20 protein-coding genes and 3 tRNA genes are annotated in these 17,080 nt (G+C 48.1%); 8 read left to right on the top strand and 15 right to left on the bottom strand.

All coding sequences use genetic code 11. The annotated features are described in order from the left end of the window. Positions 1-76: 76 nt before the first annotated feature. The 14 genes from NP590_RS09470 to NP590_RS09405 all read right to left on the bottom strand — a co-directional run bounded on the left by NP590_RS09470 (position 77) and on the right by NP590_RS09405 (position 11,479). Positions 77-703: a DUF799 domain-containing protein gene (locus NP590_RS09470; protein ID WP_256602128.1), complete on the bottom strand. Its 627-nt coding sequence runs from the start codon at positions 701-703 to the stop codon at positions 77-79. Continuing rightward, positions 700-1,125, bottom strand: a complete 426-nt coding sequence (locus tag NP590_RS09465) for a DUF4810 domain-containing protein (RefSeq protein WP_256602127.1) — start codon at positions 1,123-1,125, stop codon at positions 700-702. The genes NP590_RS09470 and NP590_RS09465 overlap by 4 nt, the downstream gene beginning before the upstream one ends. Before the next feature lie 25 nt (positions 1,126-1,150). Beyond that, a complete protein-coding gene (locus NP590_RS09460; protein ID WP_256602126.1) occupies positions 1,151-1,816 on the bottom strand; it encodes a CsgG/HfaB family protein in 666 nt (221 codons plus the stop codon). 105 nt (positions 1,817-1,921) lie between these two features. Continuing rightward, on the bottom strand, positions 1,922-3,607 hold the full coding sequence (locus tag NP590_RS09455) for an NUDIX domain-containing protein (protein ID WP_256602125.1): 1,686 nt from the start codon (positions 3,605-3,607) through the stop codon (positions 1,922-1,924). Positions 3,608-3,649: 42 nt separating this feature from the next. Next, positions 3,650-3,919, bottom strand: coding sequence for a type II toxin-antitoxin system VapC family toxin (locus NP590_RS09450; protein ID WP_256602124.1), 270 nt, complete (start codon positions 3,917-3,919; stop codon positions 3,650-3,652). Then, complete coding sequence (locus NP590_RS09445; protein ID WP_256602122.1) at positions 3,870-4,052, bottom strand: PIN domain-containing protein; 183 nt, start codon at positions 4,050-4,052, stop codon at positions 3,870-3,872. The genes NP590_RS09450 and NP590_RS09445 overlap by 50 nt, the downstream gene beginning before the upstream one ends. After that, positions 4,049-4,285, bottom strand: a complete 237-nt coding sequence (locus tag NP590_RS09440; protein ID WP_256602121.1) for a hypothetical protein — start codon at positions 4,283-4,285, stop codon at positions 4,049-4,051. Before NP590_RS09440 ends, NP590_RS09445 begins: the two co-directional genes overlap by 4 nt. A 51-nt stretch (positions 4,286-4,336) precedes the next feature. Beyond that, positions 4,337-4,723 carry a type II toxin-antitoxin system VapC family toxin gene (locus NP590_RS09435; protein WP_256602120.1) on the bottom strand — a complete coding sequence of 129 codons (387 nt, stop codon included), beginning with the start codon at positions 4,721-4,723 and terminating at the stop codon, positions 4,337-4,339. Continuing rightward, positions 4,720-4,947, bottom strand: a complete 228-nt coding sequence (locus NP590_RS09430) for a DUF2281 domain-containing protein (RefSeq protein ID WP_256602118.1) — start codon at positions 4,945-4,947, stop codon at positions 4,720-4,722. The genes NP590_RS09435 and NP590_RS09430 overlap by 4 nt, the downstream gene beginning before the upstream one ends. Positions 4,948-5,026: 79 nt before the next feature. Beyond that, a complete protein-coding gene (locus tag NP590_RS09425; RefSeq protein WP_256602116.1) occupies positions 5,027-5,221 on the bottom strand; it encodes a CopG family transcriptional regulator in 195 nt (64 codons plus the stop codon). Positions 5,222-5,231: 10 nt separating this feature from the next. Then, entirely contained in the window at positions 5,232-6,746 is a 1,515-nt protein-coding gene (locus NP590_RS09420; RefSeq protein WP_256602114.1) for a response regulator, read from the bottom strand. A gap of 3 nt (positions 6,747-6,749) precedes the next feature. Then, positions 6,750-9,497 carry a tetratricopeptide repeat protein gene (locus NP590_RS09415; protein WP_256602113.1) on the bottom strand — a complete coding sequence of 916 codons (2,748 nt, stop codon included), beginning with the start codon at positions 9,495-9,497 and terminating at the stop codon, positions 6,750-6,752. An 89-nt stretch (positions 9,498-9,586) separates the two neighbouring features. Continuing rightward, entirely contained in the window at positions 9,587-10,150 is a 564-nt protein-coding gene (locus tag NP590_RS09410; protein ID WP_256602112.1) for a hypothetical protein, read from the bottom strand. A gap of 327 nt (positions 10,151-10,477) precedes the next feature. Then, positions 10,478-11,479 (bottom strand): AraC family transcriptional regulator, encoded by a 1,002-nt coding sequence (locus tag NP590_RS09405; protein ID WP_256602111.1) that lies wholly within the window; start codon positions 11,477-11,479, stop codon positions 10,478-10,480. A gap of 322 nt (positions 11,480-11,801) precedes the next feature. Here NP590_RS09405 and NP590_RS09400 point away from each other — a divergent pair, with 322 nt between their 5' ends. The 8 genes from NP590_RS09400 (at position 11,802) to NP590_RS09365 (ending at position 16,485) form a co-directional block, all read left to right on the top strand. Continuing rightward, positions 11,802-12,380 (top strand): DUF502 domain-containing protein, encoded by a 579-nt coding sequence (locus NP590_RS09400; protein WP_256602110.1) that lies wholly within the window; start codon positions 11,802-11,804, stop codon positions 12,378-12,380. A 35-nt stretch (positions 12,381-12,415) separates the two neighbouring features. Further along, the gene (locus tag NP590_RS09395; protein ID WP_256602109.1) at positions 12,416-12,910 is read left to right on the top strand and encodes a CinA family protein; all 495 of its coding nucleotides are present in this window, start codon (positions 12,416-12,418) and stop codon (positions 12,908-12,910) included. Between the two features lie 98 nt (positions 12,911-13,008). Then, entirely contained in the window at positions 13,009-13,794 is a 786-nt protein-coding gene (locus tag NP590_RS09390; RefSeq protein ID WP_256602108.1) for a M48 family metallopeptidase, read from the top strand. Next, positions 13,794-14,996: a succinyldiaminopimelate transaminase gene (dapC, locus tag NP590_RS09385; protein WP_256602107.1), complete on the top strand. Its 1,203-nt coding sequence runs from the start codon at positions 13,794-13,796 to the stop codon at positions 14,994-14,996. Before NP590_RS09390 ends, dapC begins: the two co-directional genes overlap by 1 nt. A 101-nt stretch (positions 14,997-15,097) precedes the next feature. Further along, a complete protein-coding gene (dapD, locus tag NP590_RS09380) occupies positions 15,098-15,916 on the top strand; it encodes a 2,3,4,5-tetrahydropyridine-2,6-dicarboxylate N-succinyltransferase (RefSeq protein WP_256602105.1) in 819 nt (272 codons plus the stop codon). Between the two features lie 312 nt (positions 15,917-16,228). After that, positions 16,229-16,305 (top strand) — tRNA-Pro (locus NP590_RS09375). Positions 16,306-16,311: 6 nt separating this feature from the next. Next, positions 16,312-16,388: transfer RNA gene (locus tag NP590_RS09370), tRNA-Arg, on the top strand. Positions 16,389-16,409: 21 nt separating this feature from the next. Further along, positions 16,410-16,485: transfer RNA gene (locus NP590_RS09365), tRNA-His, on the top strand. 277 nt (positions 16,486-16,762) lie between these two features. On the opposite strand, the gene NP590_RS09360 is transcribed toward NP590_RS09365, so the two are convergent. Then, on the bottom strand, positions 16,763-17,080 hold a 318-nt coding region (locus NP590_RS09360), incomplete at its 5' end, for a hypothetical protein (protein ID WP_256602104.1).

Here is a 17,080-nt window from a genome sequence, read left to right as displayed (position 1 = left end):
AAAATGCTCTTTTGAATGGCTACTTGTTATTGGCAAACCAGTCATTTGGGGCAAAAACTCTGGTTATACCCGAAAGCTAAAACTTGCTTTTGTCTTGCTGATACTCCGGATGGTAAGGTCCGGCAGGTAGGCCTTTAGGTGGTAAAAAGGCCATAAAATTGGCCTGTCTCGCCAAAGGTAGATAGTCGGTCATTAATGCATTGATGGCGGCAGAAACAGTCATTGTTATCAGATCGCTACCGCCCGAGCTGTGCACGTAACCTTGATCGTTTTTCCATAACACTTGCCCTGTTCTAGTGTCTTTCAAGACATATTCCATCGATACAACCACCGAGGAAGCCAGCACAAGATATTTGGTACTCCAATCCTTGATCGTGATAAATAACACGGCGTCGGCGCCAAACAATTCATAAAACCGCTCGGCCGGCAATTGATGAATATGCCCCGCTTCAACCAGTCCGAAATCGCGCAAGATCATATCCGTCAGATAAACCGGAAAAACATAGTAGCCGCGCTCCGCCAAGGGCTGGGTAATACTGGTGATGAACACGGAATTTGCCGTGACTTCCGGCGACTCGTTAACCACCGGCACGACCACAATCGACCGAGGTTGATGCGCGTAAAAGGCATCCAGATTTGCATGTTGCGGAGCCATGCAACCTTGCATCAGACCGGCCAGCAAAATAACGACGAATGTTCTCACTGTTGCTCTCCTGTGACTGGTTGTTCAACGGAGGGAGAACTGATGGCTTCAGACGCTTTCTCTTTTTGTTGAATCCGTTCGATCAATTTATTCATCAACGCCAGTGATTCAGGGTACAAAGCGCGCTCCTTTTGAAAATTTTCAATGGCCCCGGCTTTATCGCCACGGGTGTAAAGCAAAAATCCGTAATCGGCATAAACACCCGGCGGCACCTTTCTATGTTGCTTTTCGGCCTCAAGCAGGGTTTGGGTCAGATAAGCATCAGTATGCTGGGGATTGTTTTCAACATAGCGCTCGAAAAGACTGGTTTCGTAGTCGCCCCAGTAATACAGCCCCGGCGGGACGCAACCCGACAGCATCACGGCCAGCATCAAGCCCATAAAACAAATCGTAGTTTGACTGCGAAATTTCAGTAAATACACGTTCAGAATCCGTTCAATATTTGAATTACGGTTGCGTCTTGCCACGGGCATCCAGTGTTGATACCACGTTGTTGATCATATTCACAATCGCAGCATCAATCGCTTTACCCTCAAGTGTGGAATCGAACCCGGCAGTGCCGCCAAAACCCAAGGTGCTTGACGATGAAATTGAGGCTTCGCCGGAACCCTCTTGGCTATAAAACACCACACCGGTTTTGGGATCGACCAATCTCAATACCACCCTGGCACGAGCTCGTTGAGTTTTTTCCTTTCCAATCAGCCACACGCCGCCGGTAGTATCCCGGCCCAACTCCACCACGGAGCCCATGATCAAGGCATCGACACCGGCCAGATTTTGCTTGAACTCGGCTTCGCTTTTGCCCATCAATTCAGCTTCGGATTTGAGTTTGTTTATGTCCTGGCGCTCCACGACATTAAAGTGCTGAGTTGCCAACAGGTGGCGCGACAACAGGTCGGCGGCTTGTTTACCGATCCTGTCCCCCGATTGATCGGTAAACAAGCCACTACCGTAAACCGATTCATTGGTGAACCGTGAAATGGCAATCGTCATCCGGCTCGTCGCCGGTAACGGCGAGAAAGCCACTTGCGGTCCACGATCCTGAACATTTTCATTGATTTCTCGATTAACACAACCGGATAAGATCAAGCTTGAAACGATTAAAACGAACAACTTGGACAATTTCATCTGGATTTCCCTGTTTAATGAATAGAAGTACTTGAAATGCTGGCAACACTTAATTTCAGTCGCCGTGCTTGCCGACGCTTGTTCTGCAGCTTATTGGCAAACATAAGGCAAAACAAATCGAATGGTAGCACCCTCTTCGCGAATCAAGTTTCTAAGGCCTAGGGCCTTGAATCTCGATTCTTTATGCAGACCCTTTTTATACGTGTCTTCGATTTTCTTCCCGTCGTCATTGTCAGCGGAAAACAGGTATTCGGATAAGGACTTGAGTTTATGCGCAAAATCCAATGTCAGCTTGAATACTTCGGTTTTATCTAACACCACACCAAAGCCGGTATCAAAAGCGCGCCGGGTAATAGTGGCCGGGATTTTATTTTGCACGCCTTGCAAATCCGCCAGCTTTACTGAAAACGCAAACAACTCGTCGGCAAAAAACACCGTGTCGGGCCGAATCGACAACCGGAACAAACGGTCACGGCGACTTTCCATCACCAACTCGCTACCGGCAAGCAGGTTTAGCAATTCCGTTAATTCTTGCCTTAACGGCGATAGATCGCCCACTTCCACCCAACCGTGCGGATGCATAACGATATTTTCCGGCACGGACTCAAAAGCAAAACCGCGCAAATGTGCCGCCAAGCCCAGAATCAAGGTCAATTGTCTGGCATTCAGTGATAAATCCAAGGCTTTTTCCTTGCCCAATACACCGGCAAAAACCGGTTTGCCTGGATCGATGGGTAAGCTAATGCCGAATTTATCTTTATCCGACAGATAAACAGGTGCAAAACTCTCAGGCAATTCGGACAAGGCCGCAACCAATGCCGTCCGGTCACCAGCAAAATCATCATACAAGGCCTTGATATACGGAATCTTGCCATCGCTACTTTCGCCGCGTTCGATGTCGGCTAACGTCAGCCAAGCCAAACGCTCATCTTTAGCGACACGCTGCTGCAAAAACAAAAAACCTTCCAGGGTCAATTCGATCTGGAAAATAGCCAGATAATATTCGGTCAACGCATGATTCGGCGCCGCGCCTTGCACTTGCCGGTAAGGTTTTAAATCGCGCCAAAGATTGAAGTGGTAATGCTCTTCGAATAACAAACCCGCTTCTTCGCGCAGTTCCCGCCGCAAGGTTTGTGGCAAAGCGCCTTTAACGAGCTGAGAGTTCGCGGATTGTAAAGCCTGCAACAATACCGCTTTGTCGGTGATACCGGTCACATCGGTTTGATTGCAACGCCCGCCGAGTAAGCCATAATCGCCCGCCGCTTTGTCGAAACGCTTATGCGTGTCCTCGCGCTGATAAAACAAAATCTTGCCGTCCAGCTTGATGATGCTCCAGGACACATAGCAGTAACGGATTGGCTGTGCATCGCTATCCGAATGATGTTCGACCCGAGCCAGTTCAATAGCCCGCAATACGTCGCGTTGCTGGTCTTTCCTGGCATTATCGATGCCCTGGGTATTCCAGAAATGGGCGGCAAACAAGCGCGAATCGTGATCGCTCATTGCCGTGAGCACGGAAGTCGCCAGCAATTGCGCCGGAAATGATACGAAACGCCATTCGCCGTTTTGCAGAGCTGCGGTGTCCAATACCGCCAGCGTATCCAGCAAGGTTTCCAGCAAGGCAACCGTGTTTTCGGCAATCGCCCGTTCCAAGGTCTGACTTTGGCAAAGAGCTTCGATCAGCGCCACGCGCGGCACACTGTAAAAATCGCCTTCTTCTTCGGCGAAACGCGGCAGATGGGGAAGCAGGGATTGGATTAATTCGGCAGTCGGCAAGGGATTTTCCTTAATCAAAGAATAATAGGTAGCACACCGGGCTTACAGCTCCCAATCCTCTAACAGCAAGCCGTTGACCCGACTAAATTCACGGGTATTGTGCGTAATCAAAGTAACGTCATTGGCCAATGCAATGGCGGCTATCATGAAATCATTGGCACCAATCGGCTTACCTATGGCGCTTAACTCGCTACGAATCTTGCCGTAATATTCGGCGGCTTTATCGTCGAAGGGCAAGGACTGGAAAGGGGCGCAGAAGTTTTCAACCTTGTGCAAACTGGCTTGTGGGTGCTGACTTTTCATCGCCCCCATAAAGCAGTTCCGCCTTGACCACCGAACACAAGACGATTTGTTGCGGCTCGCACAATTCCAGCCGCTGTTTCAACTTGTCCGAGCGCTTGTTCAGAAAAACGATGCAGGCATTGCTGTCCAGCAAGTAGTTCATAGCAGTGCATCAATGTCTTTCAATACAGGTTGCTCTGGGCGCTCTAAAGGATCGTCCGCCAAACAACCATAGGTTTGATCGATAAACGCCAACCAGTTTTGCCGTTCCATGCTTTCGTGGCGAGGCTGAATAATCACCACTAATTCAACATCCTGATTGGCGTATTCAGCAGGTAGCGATAAATGCAGCTGTGCGTTGTGTTCTACATGGGCATTGAATTGTAAGGTTCTCATGATGGCTCTCATATTTGTGGTTCCCATGCTCTACGTGGAACCGATGAAAAATTACCAAGCTGTGGCAACGGGATATTGCATAATCAATTCATCCGAAGTCAAAACGGTCAAATCATGTGCGATTGCCTGACAAACCAGCATTCTGTCGAAAGGATCACGGTGATGATTGGGTAGTTGACTCAAATGAAACACCGCCTTTTCATCCAGCGAAAAATACTCAATAAAGTGCTTTTCACACTCTTGTTTAATAAATTCGTTTGCCGTACTGGGTAAAGGCAACTTGCCTAACTGGTGTTTAACGATAATCTCCCATACTGAAACGCTGCTCAAATAAACTGCATTGTCGGTATTCTGAAACAGAATCCTGGCTTTTTCGCTGAGCTCCGGGGCGTCTGTTGTCAGCCATAAAAAAGCGCAGGTATCCAACAGAATTTTCATTTTATTCCCTCAAAGGCATTGAGTATGTCGTTTGGCAACGGCTCAAAGAAACTGGCTGGAATTTCAAACTGTCCCTTAGCCAAACCAATAGGGCGTTGGCGGATAGTTTCAGTAGGTTTTTCATGAACTAAACCGAGCCTAAAATAATGAATTAGGTCATAAATCTCCGCCAGTTTTTCATTTGGAATTTGTTTTATTTCCTCGATTAATTTTTCTTGTAGCATGAGGATTCTCCACTGATGTTATGAATAGTTTTTCAAAATGGCTTTTTTGCTTCCCAATCTCTGCATGGCAACGATTAAATCAGCCAGCTCCATGCAAGCCCCACTCGACATCCTCGCGAATGAATTGCTCGGTCATGGCTTCTCGGTGCGATTCCAAATAACGACACATCGATTCAGCGATCAGTGCGTCCATATTAGCGACCCAACCTTGTTGTACCAAGTATTGCGCTTGTTGCAGGAGTTGGTCGGGGATTTGGGTTTGTAGGGTGGTCATGGGTTAGGCTTCAGAAGCTGTCGTTGTAGATATGCCGAGCTAATGTCGGTAAAAAATCATATGAATTGGCAGTTAAATTTATTAAATCAGATTTCTGATTAACCCAGAAATATTGTAGTAAAAAGCGTTTATAGTTGTGATCTTCAGCATCGCTTTGACCTGTGTTGTACCTGTAGATTTCATTGATTTTATCGTTAAAATATTTCAGTCTTTTTGTTTTATTTTCTTTTTTCTCTACATAGGTAAGAATCAAATTCGATTTCTCATCAGTATGAATATTATTCATTCTGATTAATAGATCATCAATATTTTCTTCTGAGCGTTTAATTTCATCTCTTATACTGGCTATATTGATTCCATTAGCTGGTGATAAGGAGATGCATTGTAATAAAATTTCTTCGTAAGACTGAATTGCTTTTGGCAATCGAAACATGGCGCGCATGTTAATCAAAAACAGAAAAGCGATAAATTGAGCATTCAACGGCTCAAGCAATTTGGCGTGAGCTACCCAGTTGCGGGTCATCTTCATGGTCCACCCAAAAGTGTAAATGTCTCTGATACTTTCCAGGTTGTTGCCGTATTTTTCTTTAAAGCTATTAGCTTCAATATTTTCTTCCCATTCATGTACAAGCGTTCTTAAAAACAACCGGTATTGTATATTTAGCGATTCCTGATCAGTTTGTATTCGAGCAACCAGTGACAGTGCTAGCGTATCAAGATAGTTAATTATCTCAGTCGCAGTGATTTCATGATTTTCTTTATCCTTAATAAATTCTCTGAATTGAAGAAATTCTTCTTGAGCCTGTAATTGCTGTTTTAAAAACCCACATCCATCAATTACACCTCTGCGTAACACTAAATATTTATTGCCCTCATGTTTTTTTAACTCAATATCAAGTTGATTAGAACCTTTATTAAACGCTTTCGGTACCTCAATGCGACAGCTGTTAGCTGTGTCTCGCAATATTTCATAAGTATTTTTTTGCTGGCCCTCATTCAAACTTATAAAATAACTCTCAAGATAATTGCACAGAGCTGTAATATCGTCTTCGTCACAACCATCTGGATCATTTATAAACTGGTAAGCCTCGTTTTTTTCTTTATCGCTAAAACCATTCGTGATGCTGCTTAGTATTTCTCCAAAGTTATCGTCATCGCCGCTGTCAAAAGCTTGCCTAAGATCATTAATATTGCTTGTCGTTGCATTAGCATTCGCGGTAAGAAAAACAATTCGTTCTATTGGAAATCCATTTTCTAACAACATGAAATAAAGATTCATCCCTGATCTTTCCAGAAAATCGTGCACACTTAATCCAAATCTAGCAGCGTATTTTTTTACGTTTTCGGAGTGTTCTGAGTTTTCCAGATTAATATCAAGAACAACGACATCATAATCGAACAAATTCGCTTTAATAGCTGACGCCGCCTCATCAAAGCTATTTTTAACCGTAACAATTCGATCTTTAAACCATTGCTTTTGTTTTTGTTCGGAATACTCGTCCTCAATCCACAAAATATTCAGCATTATTTACTCCGTTTTGGATTTCCTTTTAAAAGTAGGCATCGAAATTTCATCGATTAACAAGTCTTTCTGAAAAAACATCGTCACCTGAAACTGCAGGTCATCTTGCGAAACCAAAAGACTTTTGGTTTCGCTGTCCGTGTCATTCAGTTGTTTCAAGTCCTCTAGGATAGCATCCAGGCCTTTACCAGTTCCAAGACCGTTAGGGGGTTTGTTACCCATCGGATTGCTCCAGCTACAGCCCAAATAGGTTTCGCCATCAATGACGTACTCATCAAACCGTACCGTTAAAAATTGGGCGGCATCGTGATCGGCATATTTGAAGGCGTTGAACAAAACCTCCGAAAAATATCCGAACAACAGCGCTTCGGCATGACTTTCGGCAAGGATAAACGCTTTCAGCCACAGTGGGCTAAGTTCAACAACCTTGAAGGGCCTCAAGTTTTGGTTGATCCATTCAACAGCGGCAAGCGTTCTGTTCAGAAGAATGTCATCTTCAAATTGCTGTCTTAAACCATCCAGACTGGCATTTTTCTGCGCAATGATTTTGTCGCGAATGCTGCCAAGGCTGGCGTTATGCTGGTTTAAAAATCGCGCCGTTACCCTGCTGGCGGCATAATCCAGAATGTCAGCAATGGATTTGGTTTTGTCCTTACAATCAGAACCCCGGCGACAAGCCCTGATCAACTGGCGAAACTTTTCCGGGTTGGTATTGGCGTAACGTTGTCGCAATAACTCCGCTTGCAGTTTGATGATGATTTCCGAATGGTAAGCCTCATTCAATAGCAAAACATCCTTGCGACAATCCGGATTGGTTTTTAGACGCTCAGCGACTTGATAGATGGTATCGGGGAATATTACGTTACCTAAAGTATGGGTAAATTGTTCCACCAACTTTTGCATTTTCATTTGCAAAACTTCCTTTTGTTTAATTTCAGCAACAAGCACCTTGTTAATCTCAGATAATTTCTCCTCTTTTTTGTACGCCATCAGCGCTAGATCTTTGAACTGTTGATATGAACCGGATTCACTAAAGACGGTTTGAGTCGAATCTAAGTCCTCTAAAAATATTCGTAAGCCATCTAAATCTCCTTTTTTGATATAAAACTTAATGCGTAATGCAGGAAGCATCATATATGGAATTGTCCATCCATAACCCTCATTGATAAAATTTTTCTCAAAAAAGGCTGTGGCTAAATTGCCAATAGTTCTATTCAACTGTCGATAAGGAGCACAATAGAAGTCAGAAAATTGCTGAAGAATTGTATAGTCATCTAAATAACTGAATTCCGGGCCATCAAGCTCTTCCTTGAATTTCTCAAATTTACCCAATAGCTCCCTTGCACGATTTTTATCTTTCTCCACTCCTTTACCGAAAGCATATAAAACCCCTAAGCCAAAATTAACTTCGGCGTCTCTAGGGGCTTTTGTGTAAGCGTCAGAAAGCCATTCATAGGCAAACTGGTAATAATCCTCCAAGTCATTTTTTCCATTTAATTCTGGCGTAATCAAATGCAGATAGGTTTCTTGCATTAATTGAAGAGCTTGAGGATTATTACAGGAGACCGCAAATTTAAACAAAAGGACAGTAGATTCTTTCTTGAGATCAGAGGTCATTGAGTTTTTGGCAATGCCTCTACCAAACAAACCTTCTATAATCCATTTATAACTTACTTCTGATCCATTGCCTTCGTATATCATTCGGGCGGCAAGATAGGCCGCTTGTCCAATCAGTTCTTGCTTTGCTCTTTGCTGAACGCTACCCATTTTTAGGTCATTCCATTTAAAGTTTGTGCCCAAGATAAAATTCGAACAGCAGCCAGAGTTTTCGTCTTCTTCTAAAATATCCAATACCAAATCGAAAGCTAGCTCGTCATTTTTCTCGACGCCGATACCATTGAGAGAATGATTCACTAAACGCATTTTGGCGAAAATATTGAAAGGTGCAGCTTTTTTTAGCCATTTAATACCTTCTTCTAAGTTGCGAGTTTCAGGATTGCCGTCCAGATACTCACAGGCTAATGAGTAATATCGATCATCCGGATAACCGTTATCGGCGGCATTTTCCAGCCAGTCATAAGCCAGTGTTTCGTTTTGTTCGACGCCTTGGCCCTTGAAATAGCATTCGGCAACTAACCACTGCGCTTCCGCCAAACCCTGTTTGGCGGCGGATGCAAAACAGGCAAAAGCTTTTTCGTTATTGGCTTGGGTACCATCCCGATGACAAATACCGAGCCAGATTAAAGCTTCGTAATAATTCTGTTTGGCGGCTTTTTCAAACCAACTGAATGCGGCATTGTTATCGCTTAGTTGGTATTTTGAGAAATTGGCTAAAGAAACTGCAATTTCACCAGACAATGGAAAGTCAAAATTTAGGTGATCTGACCAAGCCGTTTGTAATTTACGGGTTCTTTCCATTGTGGAGGGGCCCTGAAAGTAAAGCAGCCCCAATGTAAATTGGGCTTCTGCCAAACCTTGATTCGCCGATGTTTCAAGCTGCTTTAAGCTTTTTTGAAAACACACATCAAAATCTGAGCGACTTGAGGTTTGTTTTGAATTTGGAAAATCTAAGGGGTCATTTTTATGTACAACTCTGCCAATATGAACATCCAAATTTGGTTCAACTAAGTAGCGCGCAGCCAATTCAAACTGCGCCTGCGCATCGCCCGCTGCCGCGCGTTGTTCGAGCTCTGCCAAAATTTGGCTTTCGCGTGCCTCAATTTCTGCCAAAGATTTGTTTCCGTTTGTGTTCATGGTGTTGTCCTAAAGGTGTTCTGGTTTTTCTTGGCGGCGGTTAATCGGTTAACCGCCGCTAACAATTGACTGGTGTGGTTTGGTACGATTTACCAATCGGCAAACTCCACTTTGACCGGCATGTTGAGCGCCTGACCGATTTCTTCCAACACTGTCGTGGCGGTGATTTTGTTGACGTGCGTGGTGATGTACCAACCGTTGACTTGGCGTTGCGCCTGATAGCCGTTTGTCGGCTGCCGGCCCATCAAGGGTATCGAGGTGACCACTTTATTGAGTTTGGCCACTTTGTCCAGACCGAACACTTTCAGGGTTTCGACAAAGGTTTCGGCGATGGTGCCTTGTTCGATGACACGACCGGCAATTCTGACTCGCATACGAGTGCCGGCTTTGCGGGAACGACGTCTGCTGCGTTTGTGAAAAGGTTTGTCGGCAGTTTGCAAACTGCTGCTGTTGCCGAAATTGTTCAGGCAGTTTTTGATCTCCATTTCCAGAGCCTGCAGTTGTTTGTAGTGTTCGATGTTGGCCGACACCAAGGCGAAATCCCCCGCGATACTGGCTTCGGCGGTCGCCATTTTTAAATCGTCACCGGCTTGACCTATGGCAGCAAATAGTTGGTTAAATTGCAGGTTTACGCTTTCTGGCAGTCTGTTCATGTTGATGCTCCTGGTGTTTGTTTGGCTTTCGGCGTCTGATTGGTCACGGCGCTGTTTTTACTATTCGTAATCAATATAAATGAGTTGCCAGAGTGTTTTGCCCTGCAGGCTGAAACGGCTGTTTCGATTAAGCTGCCGTCTCAACATGGGGCAAAGTATCCAGGAAAATAGCTTGCGTGTAATGGGAGAACTGTGGGAGTTTTTACGGTGGCGCTTGCAATAGCGAATTGATTCTACTGCTCCTATCCACGGATTTGGACAGGCGGCTTTGTAAATGAAGTTGCCGCTGGAGATGTTCTTGTGTCGGGCCGGTTTGGGGGATATGCATCAACCGTGGATTTTGCGGTATTGTCCCGGCGCCAGGCCGGTAATGTCGCGGAACGCCGCATAGAAATTCGACTGGGTGCTGAATCCCACCGATAAGCCGACCGATAACACCGAGGCGTTCGGTTCGCTTAATAACAATCGTTTAGCCTCGGCGATGCGCTGCTGGCGAATGTAACGGGAAAAGCCTTGCTGGAATTCGGTATTGATCAGTTCGGACAATTGATGCTGGCTCAGGCCGAGTTGTTCGGCCAGCATTGCCAAGCTCAGGGTTTCCAGGGTGTAGAGCTTGTCTTTTTTCATCAAGCTGTCTAGTTTGGCCATTACCGCCGGCTTGTCGATATTTTTCAAGGTGGATTCGGCGTATGCGGCTTGCACGGCCTCGGAAACATCGGCGGCGATGGTCGGAAAACGCAGCAAGGTCAGTGTCACGGCAAAAAAAGCCAAGCCGATCAACAGGCTGTAGGCGGCAATGAAATCCAATTCGTTCAGTAGCGGCCAGATGAAGCCCAATATCAGCACCGCAACCGCAATTGCAAACAAAGCGCCCAGTGCCAGCAATTCCAGATGAAAACGCTGGCGCTGCCGGCGTAAAAAATACACGGTTTTAGCCAGCCACAGCAAATAGCCGCTACCGATTAAAAACGCCCCCGGCAGCGCCAAGCGATAGGGCAATAACAAACAAGGCAGCCAGGCCAGGACGTGCAGCAGGTCGTAGCGGTGATAGCGTATTCCGTCAATCAGCAATTGCCGGCTATAAAAATAAAAACTGGGCGCCACGCTATATAGCAGAGCCAGATAAAACGGCGAATGCAGCGCGTCGAACCGATTCAGCAGATAATTCAGATGCACCAGTTGAATCGTGGCCAGGGACGCGATCAATAAAAATCCCGCCACAGTGGGTCCGATACGCAAGGACTCCTTGCGTTGCAGGATATTGCCGGCTATCAGCAGTGCGGCCGCGCCGAGCGAGAAACCGATGAATAATAGCGGGAGAGTTTGCATGGCGTTTACGGGAAAATGGTGATGAGTTTAGGATTTCGTTACAAACACCCCTCTTTGTCAAAGAGGGCGTAATCGCCGAGCCATTCGGAACAAGCCGAATTCCGGCAAGATATTTATTACCGTATTCTTAGTGGGTATGCGCGCGGTCAAGTATTGCTCCGGTTGGCTGGGCGGTTTTTTGGTGGCCGGTGGTAATGCGGCTTTCACATGTTCATGCTACAAGACGATGGCTAGGGCTGGATTTGCATTTTTCCGCGGACTGGCCGATATTTTCAAGGGATAATTTTTATATCCATCGACAATAACTATAAAAGGAAGGCGCATGAAGACGTTACTCAATTACACCTTGATCGGCATTTTGGCATTGATTCCGGTGGTGGTGATTTTACAAATCATTTTATTTGTAAAAGATCGCTTCACCGATCTGTTTCAGTTTGTATACGGTTATTCCGACAACTATTTTGTGACGTTTTTGTTGTTCGGCTTCAGTTTTATGCTGATTACCTATATTGGGCATAGAGTCAGCCTGGGGCGGTTTTCCATCATTGCCGGCTTTGAAAACTTGATCGAGCGCATTCCGGTGCTCAGCACCATTTACCGCGTCACCAAAAAGTTGGTGCACATGATTGCTGGGCACGAGTTGCGTGAACCGCGGGAGGTGGTTTACGTGGAATATCCGAAAGAAGGTTTGTGGGTGCCGGCCTATGTAACCAACAAAGTCGAAGACCGTTACATTTTATTTGTGCCGACGTCGCCCAACCCCACCTCGGGCTTCGCCATTATCGTGCACGAATCCAAGGTGATTAAATCGGCCATGAGTATCGAGCAGGTCACCAGCTTTATCATCAGCGTCGGCGCCGATTATGAAAAACTTAACGAAGCGACCAAACTGCCGAGTTGACGCCGGCGAATTTTCGGCCCGGACATTCCGGCGTCATGGATGAGCCTCTATACGAGTTGTCGGCAGCCCTGGGGCGCAAGCTGGAGCGGCTCGGTTGGCGGTTGGCGCTAGCCGAGTCCTGCACCGGTGGGGCCATAGCCAAGGCGGTCACCGACGTGCCGGGCAGCTCGGCTTGGTTCGACCGGGGATTTATTACCTACAGCAATGCGGCCAAGGTCGATATGCTGGATGTCAGTCAGGCTACCTTGAATGCCAAGGGCGCGGTAAGCGAAGAAACGGTGCTGGAAATGGCGGAGGGGGCGCTGGCAAATAGCTTGGCCGACTTGGCGCTGGCCGTGACCGGCATTGCCGGCCCGGACGGCGGCACGCCGGAAAAGCCCGTCGGTACGGTGTTTGTCGCGTGGCAATTACGTGGCCGGCCGGGGTATTGCGTTAAGCAACAATTTTCCGGCGACAGGCGGGCGGTGCGGCGGCAAACCGTGCTGTTTTGTTTGCGGCAGGCCTGTCGGCTTGCCGATGATGAAAAATAATCCGGCCGGCGGGTTCGCGCCAAGCTAAAAACGGTTTCGTCCCGTCGCTGCAATTACGTTAAAATACGGATTTAGTTCACACTGCGGGCATTGTCGTCATGTTGAGAAAATCCTTGCTTACCGCTATCGCCGCTCTGGTGATCAGCGCTTGCACCACCAGTCCGACCGGTAGATCGCAGTTTATTTTCATGCCGGACAATCAGGTCGACCAAATGGGTTTGCAGGCATTTAGCAGCATGAAAAGCAAAAACCCGCTCAGCCAAAATCCGCGTTACAACCAGTTTGCCCAGTGCGTGACCTATAGCCTGACGCGCGAGGTAGGGGGGCAATGGGAAGTGGTGGTGTTTGAAGATGAGTCTCTCAACGCCTTTGCCCTGCCCGGCAATAAAATTGGCGTGCACTCGGGGCTGATCAATTTGGTCGACAATCAGGATCAGTTGGCGGCGGTTATCGGGCATGAAATCGGTCACGTGTTGTCGCGGCACAGTAACGAGCGTTTGTCGCAGGAAACGGCGGTCAGTACCGGTTTGAGCATGGTGCAGGCCGTCACCCAGCCGCAAACGGCATTGGGTCAAACAGCATTGGGTTTGCTTGGCGTGGGGGCGGAATACGGGGTGATTTTGCCGTATAGTCGCATTCACGAAACCGAAGCCGATACCATAGGCTTGGATTTAATGGCCAGGGCCGGTTTCGAACCGCGCCAGAGTATCAATCTGTGGCTGAAAATGGATAAAGCCGCGCAAGGCGGTCAGCCGATTGAATTTATGTCGACCCATCCGTCGCATGCCAGTCGCATCGATAACTTGAACCAGCGCATGAATCAAGCTCTACAGTTACGGCAACAAGCCTTGAACATGGGTAAACAACCCCGTTGCGCCAAATAATGAATCCGCATTTATCCCTGCTGCATCCTTATCCGTTCGAAAAGCTGGCCGCCTTGAAACAAGGCGTCACGCCGCCGGCGGACAAGGATCATATTGCCTTGTCGATAGGCGAGCCCAAACATGCCACGCCGCACTTCATTCAGGAAGCCTTGTTGCGGCATTTGCACGGGCTGACGGCGTATCCGACCACCAAGGGTTTGCCGGAGCTGCGTCAGGCCATCGCCGATTGGATCAGCCGTCGTTTTGCGATACCTTCGCGGCATATCGATGCGGAGTCGCAAATATTGCCGGTCAACGGCACCCGCGAAGCCCTGTTCGCCATCGTGCAGGCGGTGGTTGATCCGCGCGACAAGCCGGTGGTCATCATGCCGAATCCGTTTTACCAAATTTATGAAGGCGCGGCCTTGTTGGCCGGCGCCGAGCCGTATTACTTGAATACGCTGGAAGCCGACGGATACCTGCCGGATTTCGACAGCGTGCCGGAAGCGGTATGGCAACGTTGCCAACTGATATTTATTTGTTCTCCGGGCAATCCAGCCGGTACGGTGCTGTCGCGGGCCGATCACGAAAAACTGCTGGCGTTGGCTGACCGCTATGATTTCGTGATTGCCTCGGACGAATGCTACACCGAGTTATACGCTGACGAAGCGTTGCCGCCCCGAGGCTTGTTGCAAAGCGCCTATCAGGCCGGCTTTGTCGATTTTAAGAATTGCGTGATTTTTCAGAGTCTCTCCAAACGCTCGAACGCGCCGGGGCTGCGTTCCGGTTTTGTGGCGGGGGATGCGGATATTTTGCGGCAGTTTCTGAAATATCGCACCTATCACGGTTGCCCGATGCCGTTGACTACCCAGCATGCCAGCATTGCCGCCTGGGGCGACGAGGAGCACGTAAAACGCAATCGGCAAATGTATCGCGATAAATTTACGGCCTTCATCGAAATTTTGGAGGATGTTTGCCAAATCAGCCGGCCGCCGGCCAGTTTTTATATCTGGCTGAAAACCGCGCTGCCGGATACCGAATTTGCGCTGCAATTGTTTGCACAGCAGAACATCACGGTTTTGCCGGGCAGTTACCTTTCCCGCGAAAGCGGCGGCCTCAATCCCGGTGCCAATCACGTGCGAATCGCCTTGGTTGCGCCGTTGGAAGAGTGTATCGAGGCGGCGCGGCGCATCAAAATTTTTCTCAATGAAAACGCTGTCTAGTTTGGGTTAGGCGCAAGCCGTATCCCAACATCGAAAGCTTCCATCGTTGGGTTGCGCTTGGTTAAGCCGACCCGCGTTTTTAACTTAACCTAAGAAAGACCATGTCAAATCTGGAAACCATCATCAACGACGCCTTCGAAAACCGCGCCGAAATCAGCCCGTCCACCGTCACAGCCGAAATCCGCGACGCGGTCGCCGCCGCCTTGAACATGCTGGACAAGGGTGAAGCCCGTGTCGCCGAGAAAAAAGACGGCGACTGGGTCACCAATCAATGGCTGAAAAAAGCTGTATTGCTGTCGTTCCGCATCAACGAAAACAAAGTCATCGAGAGCGGCGATGTACGTTACTACGACAAAGTGCCGACCAAATTCGGCCAATACAGCGAGGCCGATTTCGCCCAGGCCGGTGTCCGCGTGGTGCCGAATGCGGTAGCCCGCTACGGCTCGTACGTCGCGCCCGGCGCGATCCTGATGCCGTCCTACGTCAACATAGGTGCCTACGTCGACAGCGGCACCATGGTCGACACTTGGGTAACCGTCGGTTCCTGCGCGCAAATCGGTAAAAACGTGCATTTGTCCGGCGGCGTAGGCATCGGCGGCGTTTTGGAGCCGCTGCAAGCCAACCCGACCATCATCGGTGACAACTGCTTCATCGGCGCCCGCTCCGAAATCGTCGAAGGCGTGATCGTCGAAGACAACTGCGTGGTATCGATGGGTGTCTACATCGGCCAAAGCACCAAAATTTTCAACCGAGTGACCGGCGAAATCAGCTACGGCCGCATTCCGGCCGGCTCCGTGGTGGTTTCCGGCAATCTGCCCAGCAAGGACGGCAGCCACAGCCTGTATTGCGCGGTGATCATCAAGCAAGTGGATGAGAAAACTCGCAGTAAAACCGGCATCAACGAATTATTGCGAGATTGATATGAGATGGTTCGGATAGGCGTGTTTTTCTCGCTTTCCGAACGAACTTTTCCTTCCGGTCGTTCGCGCCGAGCTCAGTCGGCGCGTGGGTGTAACACTCGTGTCGCCCGTAAAACCTCTTAAGCCGAACCGGGTTCCTCAGTTCGGGTCGTGCTGGAGGCGATTGTCTCCGGATTGCCATGTGCTCGGGGTTTGTCGATTTTTAAAAAAATCGCCCGGAAAGAAGAAAATGTTTGACGCAATCGAATTCATGCTTTAACATGCGCATCTCATCACGGGGCAGCGCAACTGCCTCAGAATAGAAGGTCACATCGGGGTATAGCGCAGTCTGGTAGCGCGTCTGCTTTGGGAGCAGAATGTCGGGAGTTCGAATCTCTCTACCCCGACCACGATTTGCGCTTGTAGCTCAGCTGGATAGAGCATCGGCCTTCTAAGCCGAGGGTCGCAGGTTCGAGTCCTGCCAAGCGTGCCATCGCAAAAATTCATCATTATGGTGAGCGTAGCTCAGTTGGTAGAGCCCCGGATTGTGATTCCGGTTGTCGTGGGTTCGAGCCCCATCGTTCACCCCAATTAAATCAATAGCTTGACGTTGTTTGCATGATGCACGGCCGGCATCTGCTGACAAAGCTACTGACAAATGGTCGTTCGACGGTTTTACCGTTTTCAATTTGACATCATAAACATTCATCCTCCAAGCCGTTCGGTGCCCACTCGCATCCAGTTTATTGCCCGATGTATCGCTAACACCTTTCCTTTTTAAATCATGGAAAGTGAAGGGTATCCAATTTACCCCCATGTCTTCAGCTGCTTTTTTTGTTGAAACAGTGATTCGCCCCATAGCTGTTTTTAGGCTGTCAACGACAATTTTATCCCCTGTACGCTCACTGACAATAATGCGCCTATCTTCTGCCCGGATTGGATGAGGTTGCTTTCGTTCCGCCAAAATCCGGTTCCTAGTAGACACTGCGAAATCCCACGCAGAACGCCGTCGAGGATTCCAAACTGTATGTTGTCACGAGATCTCTTGCGGCGTTTAATCAAAAGGCCTTCCGGCAATTCGTTTGCATCAGTGAGATCCAGCACTTCAGACAAACGCATGCGGCAAAGATAGGCAATTTCCATGGCTGGCCAGGCATACCAATAATTTGACGCTTTGGCAACTTG

This window comes from Methylomonas subterranea (assembly GCF_024505185.1).
Lineage (GTDB): Bacteria > Pseudomonadota > Gammaproteobacteria > Methylococcales > Methylomonadaceae > Methylomonas > Methylomonas subterranea.
This window is presented reverse-complemented; position numbering and strand designations above follow the sequence as displayed.

Coding starts and splice junctions, on each gene's coding strand:
- NP590_RS09440 (WP_256602121.1), bottom strand. CDS start 4,285: ATGAGAACCTTACAATTCAATGCCCATGTAGAACACAACGCACAGCTG.
- NP590_RS09395 (WP_256602109.1), top strand. CDS start 12,416: ATGGATGAGCCTCTATACGAGTTGTCGGCAGCCCTGGGGCGCAAGCTG.
- NP590_RS09400 (WP_256602110.1), top strand. CDS start 11,802: ATGAAGACGTTACTCAATTACACCTTGATCGGCATTTTGGCATTGATT.
- NP590_RS09435 (WP_256602120.1), bottom strand. CDS start 4,723: ATGAAAATTCTGTTGGATACCTGCGCTTTTTTATGGCTGACAACAGAC.
- NP590_RS09420 (WP_256602114.1), bottom strand. CDS start 6,746: ATGCTGAATATTTTGTGGATTGAGGACGAGTATTCCGAACAAAAACAA.
- NP590_RS09445 (WP_256602122.1), bottom strand. CDS start 4,052: ATGAACTACTTGCTGGACAGCAATGCCTGCATCGTTTTTCTGAACAAG.
- dapD (WP_256602105.1), top strand. CDS start 15,098: ATGTCAAATCTGGAAACCATCATCAACGACGCCTTCGAAAACCGCGCC.
- NP590_RS09410 (WP_256602112.1), bottom strand. CDS start 10,150: ATGAACAGACTGCCAGAAAGCGTAAACCTGCAATTTAACCAACTATTT.
- NP590_RS09415 (WP_256602113.1), bottom strand. CDS start 9,497: ATGAACACAAACGGAAACAAATCTTTGGCAGAAATTGAGGCACGCGAA.
- NP590_RS09405 (WP_256602111.1), bottom strand. CDS start 11,479: ATGCAAACTCTCCCGCTATTATTCATCGGTTTCTCGCTCGGCGCGGCC.
- NP590_RS09390 (WP_256602108.1), top strand. CDS start 13,009: ATGTTGAGAAAATCCTTGCTTACCGCTATCGCCGCTCTGGTGATCAGC.
- NP590_RS09450 (WP_256602124.1), bottom strand. CDS start 3,919: ATGGGGGCGATGAAAAGTCAGCACCCACAAGCCAGTTTGCACAAGGTT.
- NP590_RS09430 (WP_256602118.1), bottom strand. CDS start 4,947: ATGCTACAAGAAAAATTAATCGAGGAAATAAAACAAATTCCAAATGAA.
- NP590_RS09425 (WP_256602116.1), bottom strand. CDS start 5,221: ATGACCACCCTACAAACCCAAATCCCCGACCAACTCCTGCAACAAGCG.
- dapC (WP_256602107.1), top strand. CDS start 13,794: ATGAATCCGCATTTATCCCTGCTGCATCCTTATCCGTTCGAAAAGCTG.